This is a genomic window from Campylobacter sp. JH23, from assembly GCF_017846595.1.
Taxonomy (GTDB): domain Bacteria; phylum Campylobacterota; class Campylobacteria; order Campylobacterales; family Campylobacteraceae; genus Campylobacter_D; species Campylobacter_D coli.
Genome location: NZ_JAEQBP010000002.1, coordinates 214,728 through 230,140, shown reverse-complemented (window position 1 = coordinate 230,140; position 15,413 = coordinate 214,728). Strand labels below are relative to the sequence as shown.

The following is a 15,413-nucleotide window of genomic DNA, read 5'->3' as shown; positions in this document are numbered from 1 at the left end:
TTTTAATTTTGAGCCCCAGCTTGCATTTGCTGTGCTTGCGCAGCATGCAAATTTTTTACTTGCTCGCAAATTTGAATAATGCCCATTAAAGCTAAATGATAACCAAAAGGACCAAATCCTACTATAGATCCAGAACATACAGGAGCTATAAGGCTTTTTTGACGAAATTCTTCTCTGCGATAAACATTACTGATGTGTACTTCTATCGTAGGTAAAGCCACTGCAGAAATCGCATCACGAATGGCTACTGAAGTATGAGTATAGCCTGCAGCATTGATGATTATACCATCTACTGTACCAAGACATTCTTGAATTTTATCTACAATTTCGCCTTCAAAATTGCTTTGAAAAAAATCTAATTCAACATTGTTTTGAGAAGCTGCCATCTTCATTTGTGTATGAATGTCTTCCATTTTCATTGCACCATAAATTCTAACTTCCCTTACGCCTAGCATATTGATATTTGGGCCTTGGATGACCATTATTTTCATAATTTTGCCTTAAAATTTTTATTTTTAACCTTTTATTATAACATTTTAAAATAAATTTTCGCTACAATGTGATTTTATTCAAGGAAAAAAGAATGTATATAATCAGTGCAAAATATATCTTTTTATGTGACGAGCAATTTAGTATTTTAGAAAACAAAGCCTTTGTTTTTGAGAATGAAATTTTAGAATTAGGCGAATTAGAAGAATTAAAAAAACGATACCCAGAGGCTAAGCTTATAAAAACAAGCCCTAATTGCGTCATTTTGCCTGCTTTTATCAATCCGCACACCCATTTAGAATTTAGCGCAAATTCGACCACTTTGCATTTTGGAGAATTTTTAATTTGGCTTAAAAGCGTGATTAACTCTCGTTCTATGTTAAATGAGCAAGCTAAAGAAGAGCTTATATTAAAAAACATTCAAAAAATGCAAAAAAGCGGTATAGGTACTATAGGTGAAATTTCAAGCTTTGGCAGCGATTTAAATCCTTGTGTTAGAGCAAGTCAAAATGGAATGCGTGTTGTATTTTTTAATGAAATTTTAGGCATAAATGAAGCCCAAATTCAAGATAAAAAACAAGAGTTTTTAACAAGATTTGAAAAATCTTTAAAATTTAAAGATGAGTTTTTTATACCTGCTATTTCTGTGCATTCTGCTTATTCAACTCATCCAGAGCTTGCAAAATTTGCAATCAATCTTGCTAAAAAGCAAAAGTTATTAATCAGTACGCATTTTTTAGAAAGTAAGGCTGAAAATGCTTGGCTTAAAGAGGCAAAAGGAGGGTTTAAAGAATGGTTTAAAAACTTTACGCCAGATCCTAAGCCTCTTTATAAAGCTAGTGAATTTATTCAATTATTTAAAGGTGTTAGGACGCTTTTTACCCATTGTGTGTATTTAAAAGAAATGGATTTGCTTGATAAAAATTTACATTCTATTACCCATTGTGCTTTTTCAAATCGTCTTTTAAGTCAAAAAACATTTGATTTAAAAAAGGCTTTAAAAAGCGGCTTAAATATCCATTTGGGTACAGATGGTTTAAGTTCTAATATTTCTTTATCGATTTTAGATGAAATGCGTGCTAGTTTGCTTGTGCATACAGATTTTGATTTGTTAAAATTAGCTCCTAAGCTTTTACAAATGGCAACGCTTTATCCAGCTAAAGCTTTAAATTTAAATTTAGGTGAAATCAAGCAAGGAAAAATGGCTGATTTTAGTGTATTTGAATTAGGAGAATGCAACAAGGAGCAAGCGCCATTGCAATTTATTTTAAATGCTAAAGAAGTGCAAAAATTATTTATAAAAGGAAAAGAATGCAAATTTTAAAATCATTTTTTAAGGGTTTGGGTAGCGTGATAAAATTTATCAATACTTATTTTAAAACTTTTGTTTTATTGTTGATCGTGATTTGGCTTTTGGTACCAAGCTCAAATTCAAGCTCATCATATGCAAATTTAGAACGCATTGACTTAAAAGGCGAGATATTAGATAGCTCAGAACTTTTGGAAAAAATTATCAGTGCTAAAAATAATGATAATATTAAAGGCGTGCTTTTTGTGATAGATTCTCCTGGGGGTGCTTTTGCTCCAAGTATGGAGCTAGCTTTGGCTATTAAGGATTTAAAGACTAAAAAACCTGTTATAGCTTATGCAAGTGGGACTATGGCGAGTGGGAGTTACTTGGCTGGAGTAGGAGCAAATAAAATTTTGGCAAATCCTGCTAGTTTTATAGGATCTATAGGTGTGATTATGCAGGGTGCTGATTTGAGTGAGTTGGCTAAGAAAATAGGGATTAAAGAACAAACCATACAAGCAGGGGAATTTAAGAGTGCAGGAACTTTTACAAGGGCTTGGAGTGAAGAAGAGAGAGAATTTTTGCAAAATTTGATTGATGAAAGTTATGATCTTTTTTCAGAATTTGTAGCCAAAGAACGCGATTTGGAATTAGATAAAAGAAAAGATTGGGCAAATGCAAGGGTGTTTTTAGCACAAAATGCAAAAGATTTAGGACTTATTGATGAATTAAGCAATTATGAAAATGCAAAAAAAGAACTTCAAGAACTTGCTAAAGTTTTAAATCCTGTTTGGAAAGAAGAGGGTAGAATCGATAGATTTTTAAATCGTTTAGAGAGTCAAAGTTCCAATTTTTTAGGTAAAGTGATAAGTGATACTGTGCTTAGATTGAATGCGAATTTTTTAGAATTAAAATAATTCTAAATTTTTTATATCTTATAGGAGAAAAAGCCTCTTATTCGTTTAACTTTTATAACATTTTTATGAAATAATTGTTTATATTTTAACTTAAAAGGAGCAGTGCAATGAAAAAAAATATAGTCTTTTTTGAGGTTAGAGGCGGTAGCGATAAGGGTGAAGATGGCTATAGAAAAGATACTATGCCTATGGTAAATGCTTTAAAAGCTAAGGGTTGGAATGCCGAGGTGATTTTTTTTGAAGTAGGCAAAAAGAATGAAATTTATAACTATGTAAAAGAAAATTTTGATGGTTATGTTTCGCGTATTAATCCTGGCAATCTTAAAGAAGAAAATGAGTATTTTGATATGCTAAGAAAACTTTGCCAAGAAGGTCTTGTGGGTATGCCTCATCCTGATGCGATGATAGGTTATGGAGCCAAAGACGCTTTAACAAAACTTGCAGATACAGATCTTGTGCCAAGTGATACTTATGCATACTATGATATCAAGACTTTTAAAGAAAATTTTCCAAAAAGTTTGGCTAAAGGCGAAAGGGTTTTAAAACAAAATCGTGGCTCTACAGGAGAGGGAATTTGGCGTGTGAGTGTAGAGGGCGAAGTAAAAGGAGATATTTTGCCTTTAGATACTAAAATCAAATGTACCGAAGCAAAAGACAATCATGTAGAGCATAGAGAACTGGGTGAATTTATGGATTTTTGTGAGCAATATATCATAGGTGATAATGGTATGCTTGTAGATATGACTTTTTTACCACGCATTAAAGAAGGAGAGATAAGACTTTTAATGCTTTATAACACTCCTGTAAATGTAGTGCATAAAAAACCAGCTGAAGATGCCGATGCTTTTTCTGCAACGCTTTTTAGTGGGGCGCAATACCGCTATGATAAACCCGAGGATTGGCAAAATTTGGTAGATATGTTTTTAGGAGAACTTCCTAAGGTGCGTGCAAAATTGGGTAATTATGATTTACCGCTTATTTGGACAGCTGATTTTATTTTAGATAATGATGAAAAAGGCAACGATAAATATGTTTTAGGTGAGATAAATTGCTCTTGCGTAGGCTTTACTTCGCACTTAGAACTTGCTGATGAAGTTGCTCAAAATATCATCAATATTGTAAGCAAGGCAAAAAACTAATCTTTAAGCTTAATGTCCATTTTTGTTTTGCAAGATGGGCATTCTTTTTCTATTTTTTTCAAATTTGAAGCAAATTCTATCGAGTAAAAATTTTTGCAATTAGAGCATTGAACATCCTTGGTTAAAATAGGATAAGAATACTTTGTTTTATTTGAGATATAATATTTTATTTTTTTGTCCATAGTAGAATCAATTATTTTTTATTTCATTCTACTATAGAATAGTTATTATTCAAAAGATTCGGAATGTTTTTTATAAAATTGTATGGCCATCTTGCATTTTTTACACTTAAATTTAGCACCTTTTAATTGTATTTTTTGATGAATTCCAAAAGGCACATCGTGAATTTGTCCAACACACTCGCAAGTATAAAAATATAAAGCTGTTTCATCATCTTTTTCTTCTTTTACTTCTTCAAAACTTACTTCACTATCATCTTCAGAGGATAAAGAAGAGCGTCTGTATTGTTCTACTTTCATATCTTCATAAAGTATATGTTCTAAGAGCCATTTTTTAGAAACCGTGTAAAGTTTTTCTTTTAAATCATTGGTTGATTTTATGTTTTTAATGAGGTCTATCATGGATTGGATGATTTCTTTATGTATCTTTTTATGCTCTTCTAAGCCAGGATATCCTATAAGCTTCATATATTTTTCTTCATCATTAAAATGATCTTTCATATAGTTAAAAAAATCAGCCAATAGAGCTTTGATATCATCTTTATACACGGGTCGATCAAACATAAATTCAACCTTACCTGCTAATTCAAAAAGTTTTTTGTGTTGCTCATCAATCTTGGCATTATGAACGCTATAATTATCATCCCACTTTGGAAACATCATTATTCCTTTTTTCAGTTTTGATTTCACTTCTTACATAAAATAGATTTTTTTGACATTTTTTACATCTTAGTTGTTTTTTATGACAAATAATATCAAGATGCTCTATATAGGAAAGAAAGTGATTTGTTCTACAAGGGCAAGAATAGATAAAATCGTATTCTTTTTTGATTTGAGGAGGGCTTGGATTTGGATTGTTTTCATATTGTTTTTCTTGTTGAAGATCCTCTTGTTGAAGTTTTTCTAGCTCTTCTTCTTGTTTGGCTAATAATTGCTCTGAAAGCCAATTTCCTATCATAACATCATGATGTAAAATATGTTCTAATAGCCAATCTGACATTATAGTATAAAGTTTTTCTTTTAAATCATTGGTAGTCTTTATATTTTGGATAAGATGCGACATATCGTGGATAATGTTTTTGTGCATTATTTTATGTTCATTTAAATAAGGATAAGAAATCTCTTGCATATAATCCTCTTCATTACTGAAGTGATCTTTCATATAATTAAAGAGTTCGGTAAGAATTTCTTTAAGCTCATCGCGTTGAACGAATTTATAAACAGCATTTTCAATTTTAGCAGCTAATTCAAAAAGTTTTTGGTGTTGCGCGTCTATTTTCTCATCATTTATGCTGTATTTTTCATCCCAAGCAGGAATTAATTTATCCAAAGTTTTCTCCAAATAAATCTCAATTATTTGTATGTTTTGATATTGAGGTATGTTATCGTATTTTATATTAAATCAATATTAAAAATGATATATAGTTAAATAGGATATAAATATTCCCATTTAACTATATTTAAAATATGAAATTTTTAATATATCTCGTATAATATTTATTTAACTTAAGCTGGTTTTAGCTCTAGTAAATAACACTAGAGCTAAAACTTTTTAATAAATAACAATATGAGCAATTTGAGGCCCATGAACGCCAAAAACAGTGATTAATTCTATATCTGCTGTTCTTGAAGGACCTGCGATAAATAAAATATTTGTAGGTAAAATTTCATTTTCTTTTTTTACCAAATTTAAAGCTTCGCTAAGGCTTTTTACTATGTCTTCTTTTTTTAATAACACTATACAAAGCTTAGGTGCAAGACTTAGCATTCTAGGTTGTCCCTTGCTTGAAGGTATCAAAGCAACGCCATGAGAGCTTACTCCAGCTCTTGCATGAACTATAGAAAAATCGCTATGAAAAACTTCATATCGTAAATTTTCAATTTCCTTATCAAAGCAAATTTTTTCTTCGGCTTGAATTTTGTTTAAATCTAAGCCTAAATCAGTGCCATATATCATTTTTTTGTAATTATATTTTGTGATAATTTCATTGATTTTTTCTTCCAAAGTTTCTTTAGTAGCGTTTTCAACAATGTATTTATTATCACTCATTTTTTGCTTCATTTCAGCTAAGGCATCTTCTTTTGTTTGAATATGCTCTACAGGATCTATACTGGCTTGATAAGTAAAATCTTTTGCTTCATAAGCTTCATTGAGTGCTGATAAAATTTTTTCTTTGCTTTTGTTAGAAATTTCATTGATTTTACTCATAAATTACTCCTTCTATAGCCTGAATTTCTTTATATAGATCTTTTTTGATTTGAGGTAATTCTTTAAAAGCATACCATTTTTTAATCACTGGTAAAGCTCCTGATAAGTTTTGCACAAACCAATTAAAATAATGCGCTTTTGAAAGTGCAAAACGCCATCTTTCACCTTTTGTTGCTGCTTTTTTGAATTGCTTAAATGCAAAGGCTTCCATTGCATTATGATGGATATTTTTTGCACCCATAGGTGGATTTTCTCCTTGTCCTATCTTATCGCATCTTAGTTTTCTAATCAGATCAGCTAAAGGAATTTGCACCGGACAAACTTCTGAACAGCGTCCACAAAGCGAACAGAAATTTAAAATATCACCTGTGTGATCTATACCAAAAATATTTGGACTGATTACTTCACCAATAGGTCCTGGATAGGTGGTTTGGTATGCGTGTCCGCCGATTTGATCATAAACAGGGCAAAAATTCATACAAGCCCCACATCGAATACAACGCAAAGCCTCATAATAATCTTTATGAGCTAGCATTTTGGTTCTATTGTGATCAAATAAAATCACATGCACTTCTTTTGGGCCATCTAAATCCCCATTTTTTCGTGGGCCTGTGATAATGTTGTTATAAGTAGGTATAAATTGTCCTGTGGCTGAAGGAGTAAGTAAAGAAACCATAGTTGCTGCATCTTCAAAGCTTTCCATAACTTTTTCTACACCACAAAGTGCGATGTGAATATCGGGTGCTGTGGTACACATTCTACCATTTCCCTCATTTTCTATAAGCCAAAAAGCCCCCTCTCTTGACATGGCAAAATTTACACCACTAAGTCCTAATTTTAAGCCTTCAAAGTCTTTTCTTAAATGATCTCTTGCTATGGCATTTAAGCTTTCAGGTTCGTCATTTTCTAATTTTGCACCAAGTTTATCTTTAAAAATTTGACCTATTTCGTGGCGATTTCTATGAATAGCAGGGACAACTATATGCAAAGGCGGTTCTTCATTGAGTTGTAAAATAAGCTCTCCAAGATCGGTTTCTATGGCTTTTAAACCTTTTTTTTCTAAATAATGATTTAATCCTATCTCCTCACTCGCCATTGACTTGCCTTTTAAAAGCTTGGTGATATTTTTTTCACGCATGATTTCATAGACTATTTCACAAGCATCCTTATCGCTACTTGCCCAATGCACTTGTATGCCATTTTTTGTAGCGTTTTTTTCAAATTCTAAAAGCCTATCTTTTAGGCTCATTAAGGCATTGTTTTTAGCTTGTTTTGCTTTGGCTCTTAATCCTTGCCAATCCCTAAATCTTGCATCAATGACCCCAAGTCTATTTTTTTGCAAAGTATGCATAGCAGTCATCAAATTTTCACGCATTTGAATGTCGTTTAATTTAATATGAACAATTTCTTCGTGTGGAATTTTTTGACTCATAATCTCTCTCCTTCCAAACGCTTAAATAAAAATTCATACAAGTGTATGCCTTTAACATCTAAACCCATTCTGCGCATAGTTCCATCTATATTTAAAAGACAGCCACCATCTCCACTGATGAGGTATTTTACTCCGGTATTTTGTATATCTTTAATCTTATTTCTTACCATAGCATTTGAAATTTCAGGTTCTTTTACAGAAAAAGTTCCCCCAAAACCGCAACATTCTTCTTCATATTGTAATTCTACAAGTTCAACATTTTTAAGTTTTCTAATGAGATTTTTACTTGCTTGTATACTTTTTTGAACTCTTAAAGCATGGCAATTAGAATGCCAAGTCACTTTAATAGGTTCTCCTTTATCTTCATAATTTACATTTAAAACTTCATCAAGATATTGTGAAAGTTCTATAACACGCGAGCTAAAATCTTTTACTCTAGAAAATTCAGGTCTATCCTTAAAAAGCTCTTTATAATCATGACTCATCATACCCGCACAAGATCCACTAGGTACAACGATAGGATAATCTTTGTCAAATAAATCTACATTGTATAAGGCTATTTCGCGACTTTCATTAAAATATCCTGAATTAAAAGAGGGTTGAGCACAACAGGTTTGGTTTTTTTTAAAAATAACTTCCACTCCTTCTCGGCGTAAAAGTTTAATACCATTAAGAACGCTTTCTTGCATGGCAGCAGTTCCTAAGCATGTGGCGTAAAAATACACCTTTTTCATTTCTTCTCCTTCATTTTAAGAGATTTAATATAAACAATTATTCTAACTTTAGAAAAATAAAATCAAAATTAAATCAATGATAAAAATATTTTCAAAATTTTTTCATTTAAAACTTGCTTAAACTTGCAAGAATAAATCTTGCAAGTTTGTTTTTATTTGGCTACTACCTCTGGAATGATTCCTTGTAAAAAGAATGCGATAATGCAAGTCCAAATTCCTATTAAAATGATAAAAGCTATAGAATATTTGAGTGTGAATTTGAAAAGATCAGATTCTTTGCCTACAAGTCCAACGGCTGCGCAAGCAATAGCTATACTTTGAGGGCTGATCATTTTTCCTACTACTCCACCTACAGAGTTTGCTGCTAAGAATAAAGCTTCACTAACGCCTAGTTTTTGCGCACTTACTTGCTGCAAGGTTCCAAAAAGTAAGTTAGCACTTGTATCTGATCCTGTTAGGAAAACTCCAATCCAACCTATAATAGGCGAAAAGAATGCAAAAGCATCTCCTGTATGAGCAAAAGCAAGTCCTAAAGTAGTACTCATACCACTATTTTTAGAGATAAAAGCAAAGGCTACAACCAAACCTATAGTAAGACAAGGGATAGCCATTTCTTTTAGGGTTGCCCAAAAACATTCAGCAGCATCTTCAGCTTTTATTCTTAAAATAGCTATGGTTAAAAAAGTTGCAAGTAAAATCGCAGTTCCTGCTTGAGCTACACTTTTACCATTGATAAGATCGATTCCAAGTCCTAAAGAAAGAGGTTTAGCTTCGCCTATACCTGTGATAGAAGGACTTAAAATACCGCTTGTAAGATTGCTAAATTGCAAGCTAATGCTTGTATAGCTTAAAAAACCATCTTTATCAAAGATAGCTTTAAACCAAGGCTGAGTCCAAATGATAATACAAACTATAAGTAAAATAAAAGGTGTCCAAGCTTTTAACACATCACCAAAATTTAGGGTATTATCTTCGCTAAAATGAGTTTCTCCATCTAGTCTAAAAATATTTTTTGGTTTCCAAAATTTTAAAAAGATAGTTGTAACTGCTAAAGACACAATAGCTGAAATAATATCAGGAAGTTCAGCGCCTAAGTGATTTGAGCTCCAAAATTGCGTTGCTGTAAAGCTTAATGCGGCAACTAAAATAGCAGGGAAAGTTTCTTTTACCCCTTTTAAACCATCCATTAAAAATACTATAAAAAAAGGTATAGTAAGACTAAGTGGAACAAGCATTCTACCCACCATAGCAGAAACAGAATGAGCTTCAACTCCTACTAAATTTGCCATAGCGATAATAGGAATCCCCACAGCACCAAAAGCAACAGGTGCGGTATTGGCTATAAGACAAAGTCCTGCTGCTTGTAAAGGACGCAAACCAAGTCCCACCAAAAGAGCTGCTGTGATAGCTACTGGACCACCAAAACCTATAGCACCTTCTAAGAAAGAACCAAAACAAAAACCTATCAAAATCACTTGAATTCTGTGATCAGGAGTGATGCTCATCACGCTTTTTTTAATGATTTCAAAAGAACCTGATTTGATAGAGAGTTTGTAAAGAAAAATAGCCGCGATAATAATCCAAGCTATAGGCCACATACCATTTGTAAAGCCTTGTACAAAACTAGCACCTACTAAATTCCAAGGCATATCATAAACAAATAAAGCTATAACGCTTGCCAAAACCACGGTTAAAAAACCCGCTTGATAACCTTTTAACTTGAAAAATACCAAACAAGCTAAAAAGCAAAGAATAGGTAAAAAAGCAAATAAGGCACTGAGCCAAATGCTATTAAACGGATCATAAATTTGTTGCCACATAATGTGTCTTCTCCTTTGTTTTATTTTATTTAAAGTTTCTCTTCATTCTAACAAATTCTTAAAATATATATAATGAAATTAAAATTTAAGAAAAATCATAAGGCTTCTTATGTATCATTTTGTGCAATTTGGTAACATATAGAGTATATAAAAATATAAATATAATATAAAAATATAACTATAATGAGAGTAAAATCTTTTTTGTTTTGTCATTTTCTAGAATATTTTTGTTAGTTAAATACCAAATTTTAGAATTTATAGTCAAAACCGGCTAAAGTTTTAACAATTATAAAAGCAAGTTTTAAGGATTTAATAACATAAATTTCATTATAATTTCAAGCTTTTTTCCAATTTAAATTTTTCATTATTTTTATAAGGTTTAATTTAATGTATCTAAAATGTTTTTATTTCTTTTTTGTGCGAATTTTTAACTTTTATAAAGAAGGGTTTAAAAACCTTACCCTTGGAAAAACTTTATGGAAAATTATTTTTATAAAACTTTTTATAATGCTTATTGTGCTTAAACTTTTTGTTTTTGACGTAAATTTCAATTCTATTTTTAAAAATGATAATGAAAAAAGTAATTTTGTCATAGAAAATCTTATTAAGGAGAAATAATGAACGAACTTAGCAGTGTGGATTGGTCAAGAGCGCAGTTTGCATTAACCGCGCTTTATCATTTTTTATTTGTGCCTTTGACTTTGGGCTTATCTTTTATCATTGCTATTATGGAAACCATTTATGTAAAAACAGGCAATGAAAGATGGAAAAAAATCACTAAATTCTGGCTTTCTTTATTTGCTATCAATTTTGCTATCGGCGTAGCTACGGGCATTATTATGGAGTTTGAATTTGGAACCAACTGGGCAAATTATAGCTGGTTTGTGGGTGATATTTTTGGTGCTCCTTTGGCAGTTGAAGGTATAATGGCCTTTTTCTTAGAGGCTACTTTTTTTGCTGTTATGTTTTTTGGCTGGGATAAAGTTTCTAAGAAATTCCATCTTATTTCAACTTGGTGTGTGGCTATAGGCAGTAATTTATCAGCATTTTGGATTTTGGTTGCAAATGGCTGGATGCAATACCCTGTGGGAATGCAATTTAATCCCGATACAGCAAGAAATGAAATGCAAAGCTTTTTTGAAGTTGCACTTTCTCCTGTAGCGATCTCTAAATTTTTACATACCATAGGCAGTGGTTATGTGATTTCTGCTTTATTTGTGATGGGAATTTCGGCTTGGTTTATATTAAAAGGGCGTCATATTATCGAAGCTAAGAAAAGTTTAGTTGTGGGTGCTAGTTTTGGGCTTGTTTGTTCGGTTTTCTTATTTTTTAGCGGAGATGAGAGTGCTTATCGTGTTACCCAAACGCAACCTATGAAACTTGCGGCTATGGAAGGGGTTTATCAAGGTGAGCACCGTGCAGGACTTGTTCCTTTTGGAATTTTAAATCCTAAAAAAACTATAGATAATAACGAAAGTGTGTTTTTATTTGATATTACTATACCTTATGCTTTATCTATATTAGGAAATCGTGATCCTAATTCTTTTGTGCCAGGCATTGAGGATTTAATACACGGAAACGAAGATAGAGGCATAGAGCCTATGCAAGAACGCATCGATAAAGGAAAAATCGCTATACAGGCTTTAAAAGATTATAAATTAGCTAAAGATAATAACGATACAGCAGCCATGGCAACTCACAAAAGTATTTTAGAGGCAAATTTTAAAGATTTTGGTTATGGTTATTTAGAAAAACCAACAGATGCTATCCCACCTGTGGCTTTAACTTTTTATAGTTTTCATATCATGGTAGCTCTTGGAAGCTTATTTTTCTTACTTTTTATCGCAACGCTTTATCTTACTATGGCAAATGATATTGAGAAATTTAGAAAAATTCTTTGGCTTTGTTTATTGTGTATTCCTTTAGGATATATCGCAGCAGAGGCAGGATGGATAGTGGCTGAAGTAGGTAGGCAACCTTGGGCTATACAAGATTTAATGCCTGTTCATATAGCAGCAACCGAACTTGGCAAAGTCAATGTTCAAATTTCATTCTGGATTTTTGCGGTTTTATTTACTGCACTTTTGATTGCAGAGATTAAGATCATGCTTACTCAAATCAAAAAAGGTTTTGATGCGTATGCTGGACATAGTACTCTTATGGGTAAAGGAGAAAAATAATGTTTTTCGGTTTAGAACTTGAGGGGTTACAAATTTATTGGTGGGTGATTTTAAGTTTATTAGGCGGACTTTTGGTTTTTATGTTTTTTGTTCAAGGGGGTCAAACTTTAATTGATGAATTAAGTTCTGACGAACTTGAAAAAACAATGCTTGTAAACTCACTAGGTCGTAAATGGGAGCTTGGTTTTACTACTCTTGTGCTTTTTGGCGGTGCTGCTTTTGCTGCTTTTCCGCTTTTTTATAGTACAAGTTTTGGCGGAGCTTATTGGGCTTGGCTTTGTATTTTATTTTGTTTTATTTTACAGGCTGTGGCTTATGAGTATCGTAAAAAAGAAAATAATGTTTATGGCTCTAAAACCTATGAAGTTTTTCTTAAAATCAATGGTTATTTAGGAGTGTTTTTAATCGGGGTTGCAATAAGCAGTTTTTTTAGTGGATCGCATTTTGTATTAAATGAGCATAATTTTGTTTCTTGGCAAAATTCTTTACGCGGTTTGGAACTTTTGTTTAATCCTTTTAATTATCTTTTGGGTATTGCTTTGGTGTTTTTATCTAGAATTTTGGGTGCTGCTTATTTTATGAATAATATCAAAGATGAAAATATCAAAGCAAAAGCCGTTAGAAAACTGAGTATAAACAGTATTTTATTTTTGCCTTTTTTCTTAGGATTTCTTGCGTGGATTTTTATCAAAGAGGGTTTTGGAGTGGACGAAAAGGGCATTGTGAGTATGACTGAAAATGTATATTTATACAATTTTTTAGATAATATTCTTTTTGCTATTTTATTTATCGTTGGAGTTGTATTTGTGCTTTTGGGTATGGTACAAGGTTCAAAAGGATGTTCTAAAACGATTTTTACTTTAGGTTTTGGATCGGTTTTGGCTGTTTTTGCTTTATTTTTAAGCATAGGACTTGGATCAAGCGCTTTTTATCCTTCACTTAGTGATTTGCAAAGTTCTTTAACTATACGCAATGCGAGTTCGAGTTATTATACTCTTAGTGTAATGGCTTATGTATCTTTGCTTGTGCCTTTTGTTTTAGCTTATATTATTTATGTTTGGAATGCAATGGATAGAGTAAAAATCACTCGTGAAGAAATGAAAGACAGCGAACATTTATATTAATCAAGGAGAAAAAATGCTACACGCTTTGTTTTTATTGGTTTGGCCTTTGGTGATTTATGTAAGCTATAAATTTATCATGCTTAATATCAATCAATTAGAAAAAGACAATAAGCTATAAAGTTCTTAAAGATTTAACCGATTTAGGATTAAATCTTTTCAAAATATTGCAATTTTGCCCATATTTATATGGGCATTTTTATCATAAATCTTTCAAAAGTGTAATCTCTTTACGATTTTGCTGAATAAAACCTTCCTTTTGCATTGTTTTTAAAATTCGTGAAATAACTTCTCTAGTACTGCCTAAATGTAAGGCTATTTCTTCATGTGTAAAAGTGATTTTTCCTTCTTTTGCGTTTTCTTTAAGAAACATTTTAACCCTATGATGAAGAGGGGTGAAAAGAGCTTGCTCTAAAATATTAATCAAAGAATTAAAGCGTTTGGCAATAAGATTAAGAGTATAGTTTGCTATTAAAGGATATTTATCTTTTAGTTGAGAATATATTTTTACAGGAACAATTAAAATTTGAGTATCTTCAAAGCTTTCTAGGGTGAGATTGTAAGATATAGTTTCAAAGATACAATGAGAACAAATGACACATTCTTCATTTTGTTTCAGTTTAAAAACGGTGATTTCTTTGGCGTTTTGACCTAAAATAAATGCACGAAATCCTCCTTTTAAAACTATCACAAATCCTAAACAATCATCTAAAATTGTATTTTTGTCAAATTCTTTAAAGTATGATTTTTCCACCATAGCTTCAAAGTCTTTGTTTTCAAGATTATAGTTTTTAAAATATTCTTTTAAAATTTTTTCCTTATCCAAGATAGACTACCTTTGTGAATTTAATTTTTATTGTATCTTTTTTAGATTAATTATTTTTTAGTGACTTTTATCACTGACAAGAAAATTTTTTTTGTTTATACTTTGATTAAATTATACAAAAGGAGAAGAAATGGGTAAACTAGAAAGAATAATAAGAATAATCCTAGCATTGGTTATCTTTAGTGTAGGGGTTTATTATGCGTCTTGGTGGGCTTTGATAGGATTTATTCCTTTGCTTACAGGTATTTTTGGTGTGTGCCCTATAAGGGTTTGGACAGGAAAGCAAGCTTGTCCTTTGGGAGTTTGTCCTATCTCTAAAAAGAAAGATTAATCTTTTAAAGCTAAATTTACAGCATCAAGGGCGTGAATTAAGGCTGTATCGAAAATTGGGATATTTGTATCTTCTTGGGAAATCAACAATCCAATTTCTGTGCAGCCTAAAACTATACCTTGAGCACCTTCGTCCTTTAGTTTTTGGATGATTTTTAAGTATTTTTCTTTAGAATTTTCTTTCATTTGTCCTTTGCAAAGTTCATTAAAGATGATGTCGCTTAGTTCTTGCATATCGCTTTGATTTGGGGTGATTGTATTTATATTTTCTTTTTTTAATGCATTTTTATAAAAATCTTCCATCATAGTATATTGGGTGCCTAGTAAGCCTATGGTGTGTATGTTTTGTTGCTTTAGAATTTTGGCTGTGCTTTGAGCAATATGAATGAGAGGAATTTTTATATTTTTTTGAATTTGATCAAAAATTTTATGCATGGTGTTGGTGGCAATAAGTATAAAATCAGCTCCACCAAGTTCTAATTTTTTAGCACATTCTCCTAAAATTTGCGCAGCTTTTTCCCACTCGCCATTTTTTTGCAAATTTGCTATTTCTTCAAAATTGACACTATAGAGTAAAATTTTTGCAGAATTTAAATTGCCTAGTTGATTATTAATGGTTTCGTTTATAGTTTTATAGTAGGTTATGGTACTTTCAAAACTCATTCCACCTATAATGCCTATCGTTTTCACTTCTATCTCCTTAAAATTTTTATATATTTTAACGATAAATTATAAAAATCTATATT

General features: G+C 31.6%; 17 protein-coding genes. 7 read left to right on the top strand and 10 right to left on the bottom strand.

Features of this window, described 5'->3' with window-relative positions:
* Nucleotides 1-2 precede the first annotated feature (2 nt).
* Entirely contained in the window at nucleotides 3-491 is a 489-nt protein-coding gene (aroQ, locus tag KAR88_RS02835) for a type II 3-dehydroquinate dehydratase (RefSeq protein ID WP_002784836.1), read from the bottom strand.
* 92 nt (nucleotides 492-583) lie between these two features.
* On the opposite strand from aroQ, the gene KAR88_RS02830 reads away from it, so the two are divergent.
* From KAR88_RS02830 to KAR88_RS02820, 3 genes are all read left to right on the top strand, one after another.
* Nucleotides 584-1,813: a metal-dependent hydrolase gene (locus KAR88_RS02830; protein WP_002788091.1), complete on the top strand. Its 1,230-nt coding sequence runs from the start codon at nucleotides 584-586 to the stop codon at nucleotides 1,811-1,813.
* A complete protein-coding gene (sppA, locus tag KAR88_RS02825) occupies nucleotides 1,801-2,697 on the top strand; it encodes a signal peptide peptidase SppA (protein WP_002778765.1) in 897 nt (298 codons plus the stop codon). The genes KAR88_RS02830 and sppA overlap by 13 nt, the downstream gene beginning before the upstream one ends.
* A gap of 107 nt (nucleotides 2,698-2,804) precedes the next feature.
* Complete coding sequence (locus KAR88_RS02820) at nucleotides 2,805-3,836, top strand: Cj0069 family protein (RefSeq protein WP_002778766.1); 1,032 nt, start codon at nucleotides 2,805-2,807, stop codon at nucleotides 3,834-3,836.
* Here KAR88_RS02820 and KAR88_RS02815 read toward each other — a convergent pair.
* The 7 genes from KAR88_RS02815 to KAR88_RS02785 all read right to left on the bottom strand — a co-directional run bounded on the left by KAR88_RS02815 (nucleotide 3,833) and on the right by KAR88_RS02785 (nucleotide 10,210).
* Nucleotides 3,833-4,018 (bottom strand): hypothetical protein, encoded by a 186-nt coding sequence (locus tag KAR88_RS02815; RefSeq protein ID WP_002778767.1) that lies wholly within the window; start codon nucleotides 4,016-4,018, stop codon nucleotides 3,833-3,835. The genes KAR88_RS02820 and KAR88_RS02815 overlap by 4 nt on opposite strands.
* A gap of 45 nt (nucleotides 4,019-4,063) precedes the next feature.
* The gene (locus KAR88_RS02810) at nucleotides 4,064-4,675 is read right to left on the bottom strand and encodes a bacteriohemerythrin (protein ID WP_002778768.1); all 612 of its coding nucleotides are present in this window, start codon (nucleotides 4,673-4,675) and stop codon (nucleotides 4,064-4,066) included.
* A complete protein-coding gene (locus KAR88_RS02805; protein ID WP_002778769.1) occupies nucleotides 4,656-5,345 on the bottom strand; it encodes a hemerythrin family protein in 690 nt (229 codons plus the stop codon). The genes KAR88_RS02810 and KAR88_RS02805 overlap by 20 nt, the downstream gene beginning before the upstream one ends.
* 222 nt (nucleotides 5,346-5,567) lie before the next feature.
* The gene (locus tag KAR88_RS02800) at nucleotides 5,568-6,224 is read right to left on the bottom strand and encodes a lactate utilization protein C (RefSeq protein WP_002778771.1); all 657 of its coding nucleotides are present in this window, start codon (nucleotides 6,222-6,224) and stop codon (nucleotides 5,568-5,570) included.
* Nucleotides 6,217-7,656: a LutB/LldF family L-lactate oxidation iron-sulfur protein gene (locus KAR88_RS02795; RefSeq protein ID WP_002778772.1), complete on the bottom strand. Its 1,440-nt coding sequence runs from the start codon at nucleotides 7,654-7,656 to the stop codon at nucleotides 6,217-6,219. The genes KAR88_RS02800 and KAR88_RS02795 overlap by 8 nt, the downstream gene beginning before the upstream one ends.
* A complete protein-coding gene (locus KAR88_RS02790) occupies nucleotides 7,653-8,390 on the bottom strand; it encodes a (Fe-S)-binding protein (RefSeq protein ID WP_002778775.1) in 738 nt (245 codons plus the stop codon). Before KAR88_RS02790 ends, KAR88_RS02795 begins: the two co-directional genes overlap by 4 nt.
* Nucleotides 8,391-8,542: 152 nt before the next feature.
* On the bottom strand, nucleotides 8,543-10,210 hold the full coding sequence (locus KAR88_RS02785; protein WP_192801229.1) for an L-lactate permease: 1,668 nt from the start codon (nucleotides 10,208-10,210) through the stop codon (nucleotides 8,543-8,545).
* Between the two features lie 387 nt (nucleotides 10,211-10,597).
* On the opposite strand from KAR88_RS02785, the gene KAR88_RS02780 reads away from it, so the two are divergent.
* From KAR88_RS02780 to cydB, 3 genes are read left to right on the top strand one after another with little or no spacing between them, the layout of a single operon-like run.
* A complete protein-coding gene (locus KAR88_RS02780; protein WP_002778778.1) occupies nucleotides 10,598-10,828 on the top strand; it encodes a DUF4492 domain-containing protein in 231 nt (76 codons plus the stop codon).
* Nucleotides 10,828-12,390, top strand: coding sequence for a cytochrome ubiquinol oxidase subunit I (locus tag KAR88_RS02775; protein ID WP_002778780.1), 1,563 nt, complete (start codon nucleotides 10,828-10,830; stop codon nucleotides 12,388-12,390). The genes KAR88_RS02780 and KAR88_RS02775 overlap by 1 nt, the downstream gene beginning before the upstream one ends.
* Nucleotides 12,390-13,514 (top strand): cytochrome d ubiquinol oxidase subunit II, encoded by a 1,125-nt coding sequence (cydB, locus tag KAR88_RS02770; protein ID WP_002778781.1) that lies wholly within the window; start codon nucleotides 12,390-12,392, stop codon nucleotides 13,512-13,514. Before KAR88_RS02775 ends, cydB begins: the two co-directional genes overlap by 1 nt.
* A 199-nt stretch (nucleotides 13,515-13,713) precedes the next feature.
* Here cydB and KAR88_RS02765 read toward each other — a convergent pair whose 3' ends face one another.
* On the bottom strand, nucleotides 13,714-14,337 hold the full coding sequence (locus tag KAR88_RS02765) for a Crp/Fnr family transcriptional regulator (protein ID WP_002778783.1): 624 nt from the start codon (nucleotides 14,335-14,337) through the stop codon (nucleotides 13,714-13,716).
* 130 nt (nucleotides 14,338-14,467) lie between these two features.
* Between KAR88_RS02765 and KAR88_RS02760 the strand changes: the two genes are divergently transcribed.
* Nucleotides 14,468-14,668, top strand: a complete 201-nt coding sequence (locus KAR88_RS02760; RefSeq protein WP_002778784.1) for a DUF2892 domain-containing protein — start codon at nucleotides 14,468-14,470, stop codon at nucleotides 14,666-14,668.
* On the opposite strand, the gene KAR88_RS02755 is transcribed toward KAR88_RS02760, so the two are convergent.
* The gene (locus KAR88_RS02755) at nucleotides 14,665-15,357 is read right to left on the bottom strand and encodes an aspartate/glutamate racemase family protein (protein WP_002781345.1); all 693 of its coding nucleotides are present in this window, start codon (nucleotides 15,355-15,357) and stop codon (nucleotides 14,665-14,667) included. The genes KAR88_RS02760 and KAR88_RS02755 overlap by 4 nt on opposite strands.
* Nucleotides 15,358-15,413: the final 56 nt, after the last annotated feature.

Bases quoted from the DNA above. Each gene is read 5' to 3' on its own strand.
- aroQ (WP_002784836.1), bottom strand. From the start codon at position 491: ATGAAAATAATGGTCATCCAAGGCCCAAATATCAATATGCTAGGCGTA.
- KAR88_RS02830 (WP_002788091.1), top strand. From the start codon at position 584: ATGTATATAATCAGTGCAAAATATATCTTTTTATGTGACGAGCAATTT.
- sppA (WP_002778765.1), top strand. From the start codon at position 1,801: ATGCAAATTTTAAAATCATTTTTTAAGGGTTTGGGTAGCGTGATAAAA.
- KAR88_RS02820 (WP_002778766.1), top strand. From the start codon at position 2,805: ATGAAAAAAAATATAGTCTTTTTTGAGGTTAGAGGCGGTAGCGATAAG.
- KAR88_RS02815 (WP_002778767.1), bottom strand. From the start codon at position 4,018: ATGGACAAAAAAATAAAATATTATATCTCAAATAAAACAAAGTATTCT.
- KAR88_RS02810 (WP_002778768.1), bottom strand. From the start codon at position 4,675: ATGTTTCCAAAGTGGGATGATAATTATAGCGTTCATAATGCCAAGATT.
- KAR88_RS02800 (WP_002778771.1), bottom strand. From the start codon at position 6,224: ATGAGTAAAATCAATGAAATTTCTAACAAAAGCAAAGAAAAAATTTTA.
- KAR88_RS02795 (WP_002778772.1), bottom strand. From the start codon at position 7,656: ATGAGTCAAAAAATTCCACACGAAGAAATTGTTCATATTAAATTAAAC.
- KAR88_RS02790 (WP_002778775.1), bottom strand. From the start codon at position 8,390: ATGAAAAAGGTGTATTTTTACGCCACATGCTTAGGAACTGCTGCCATG.
- KAR88_RS02785 (WP_192801229.1), bottom strand. From the start codon at position 10,210: ATGTGGCAACAAATTTATGATCCGTTTAATAGCATTTGGCTCAGTGCC.
- KAR88_RS02780 (WP_002778778.1), top strand. From the start codon at position 10,598: ATGTATCTAAAATGTTTTTATTTCTTTTTTGTGCGAATTTTTAACTTT.
- KAR88_RS02775 (WP_002778780.1), top strand. From the start codon at position 10,828: ATGAACGAACTTAGCAGTGTGGATTGGTCAAGAGCGCAGTTTGCATTA.
- cydB (WP_002778781.1), top strand. From the start codon at position 12,390: ATGTTTTTCGGTTTAGAACTTGAGGGGTTACAAATTTATTGGTGGGTG.
- KAR88_RS02760 (WP_002778784.1), top strand. From the start codon at position 14,468: ATGGGTAAACTAGAAAGAATAATAAGAATAATCCTAGCATTGGTTATC.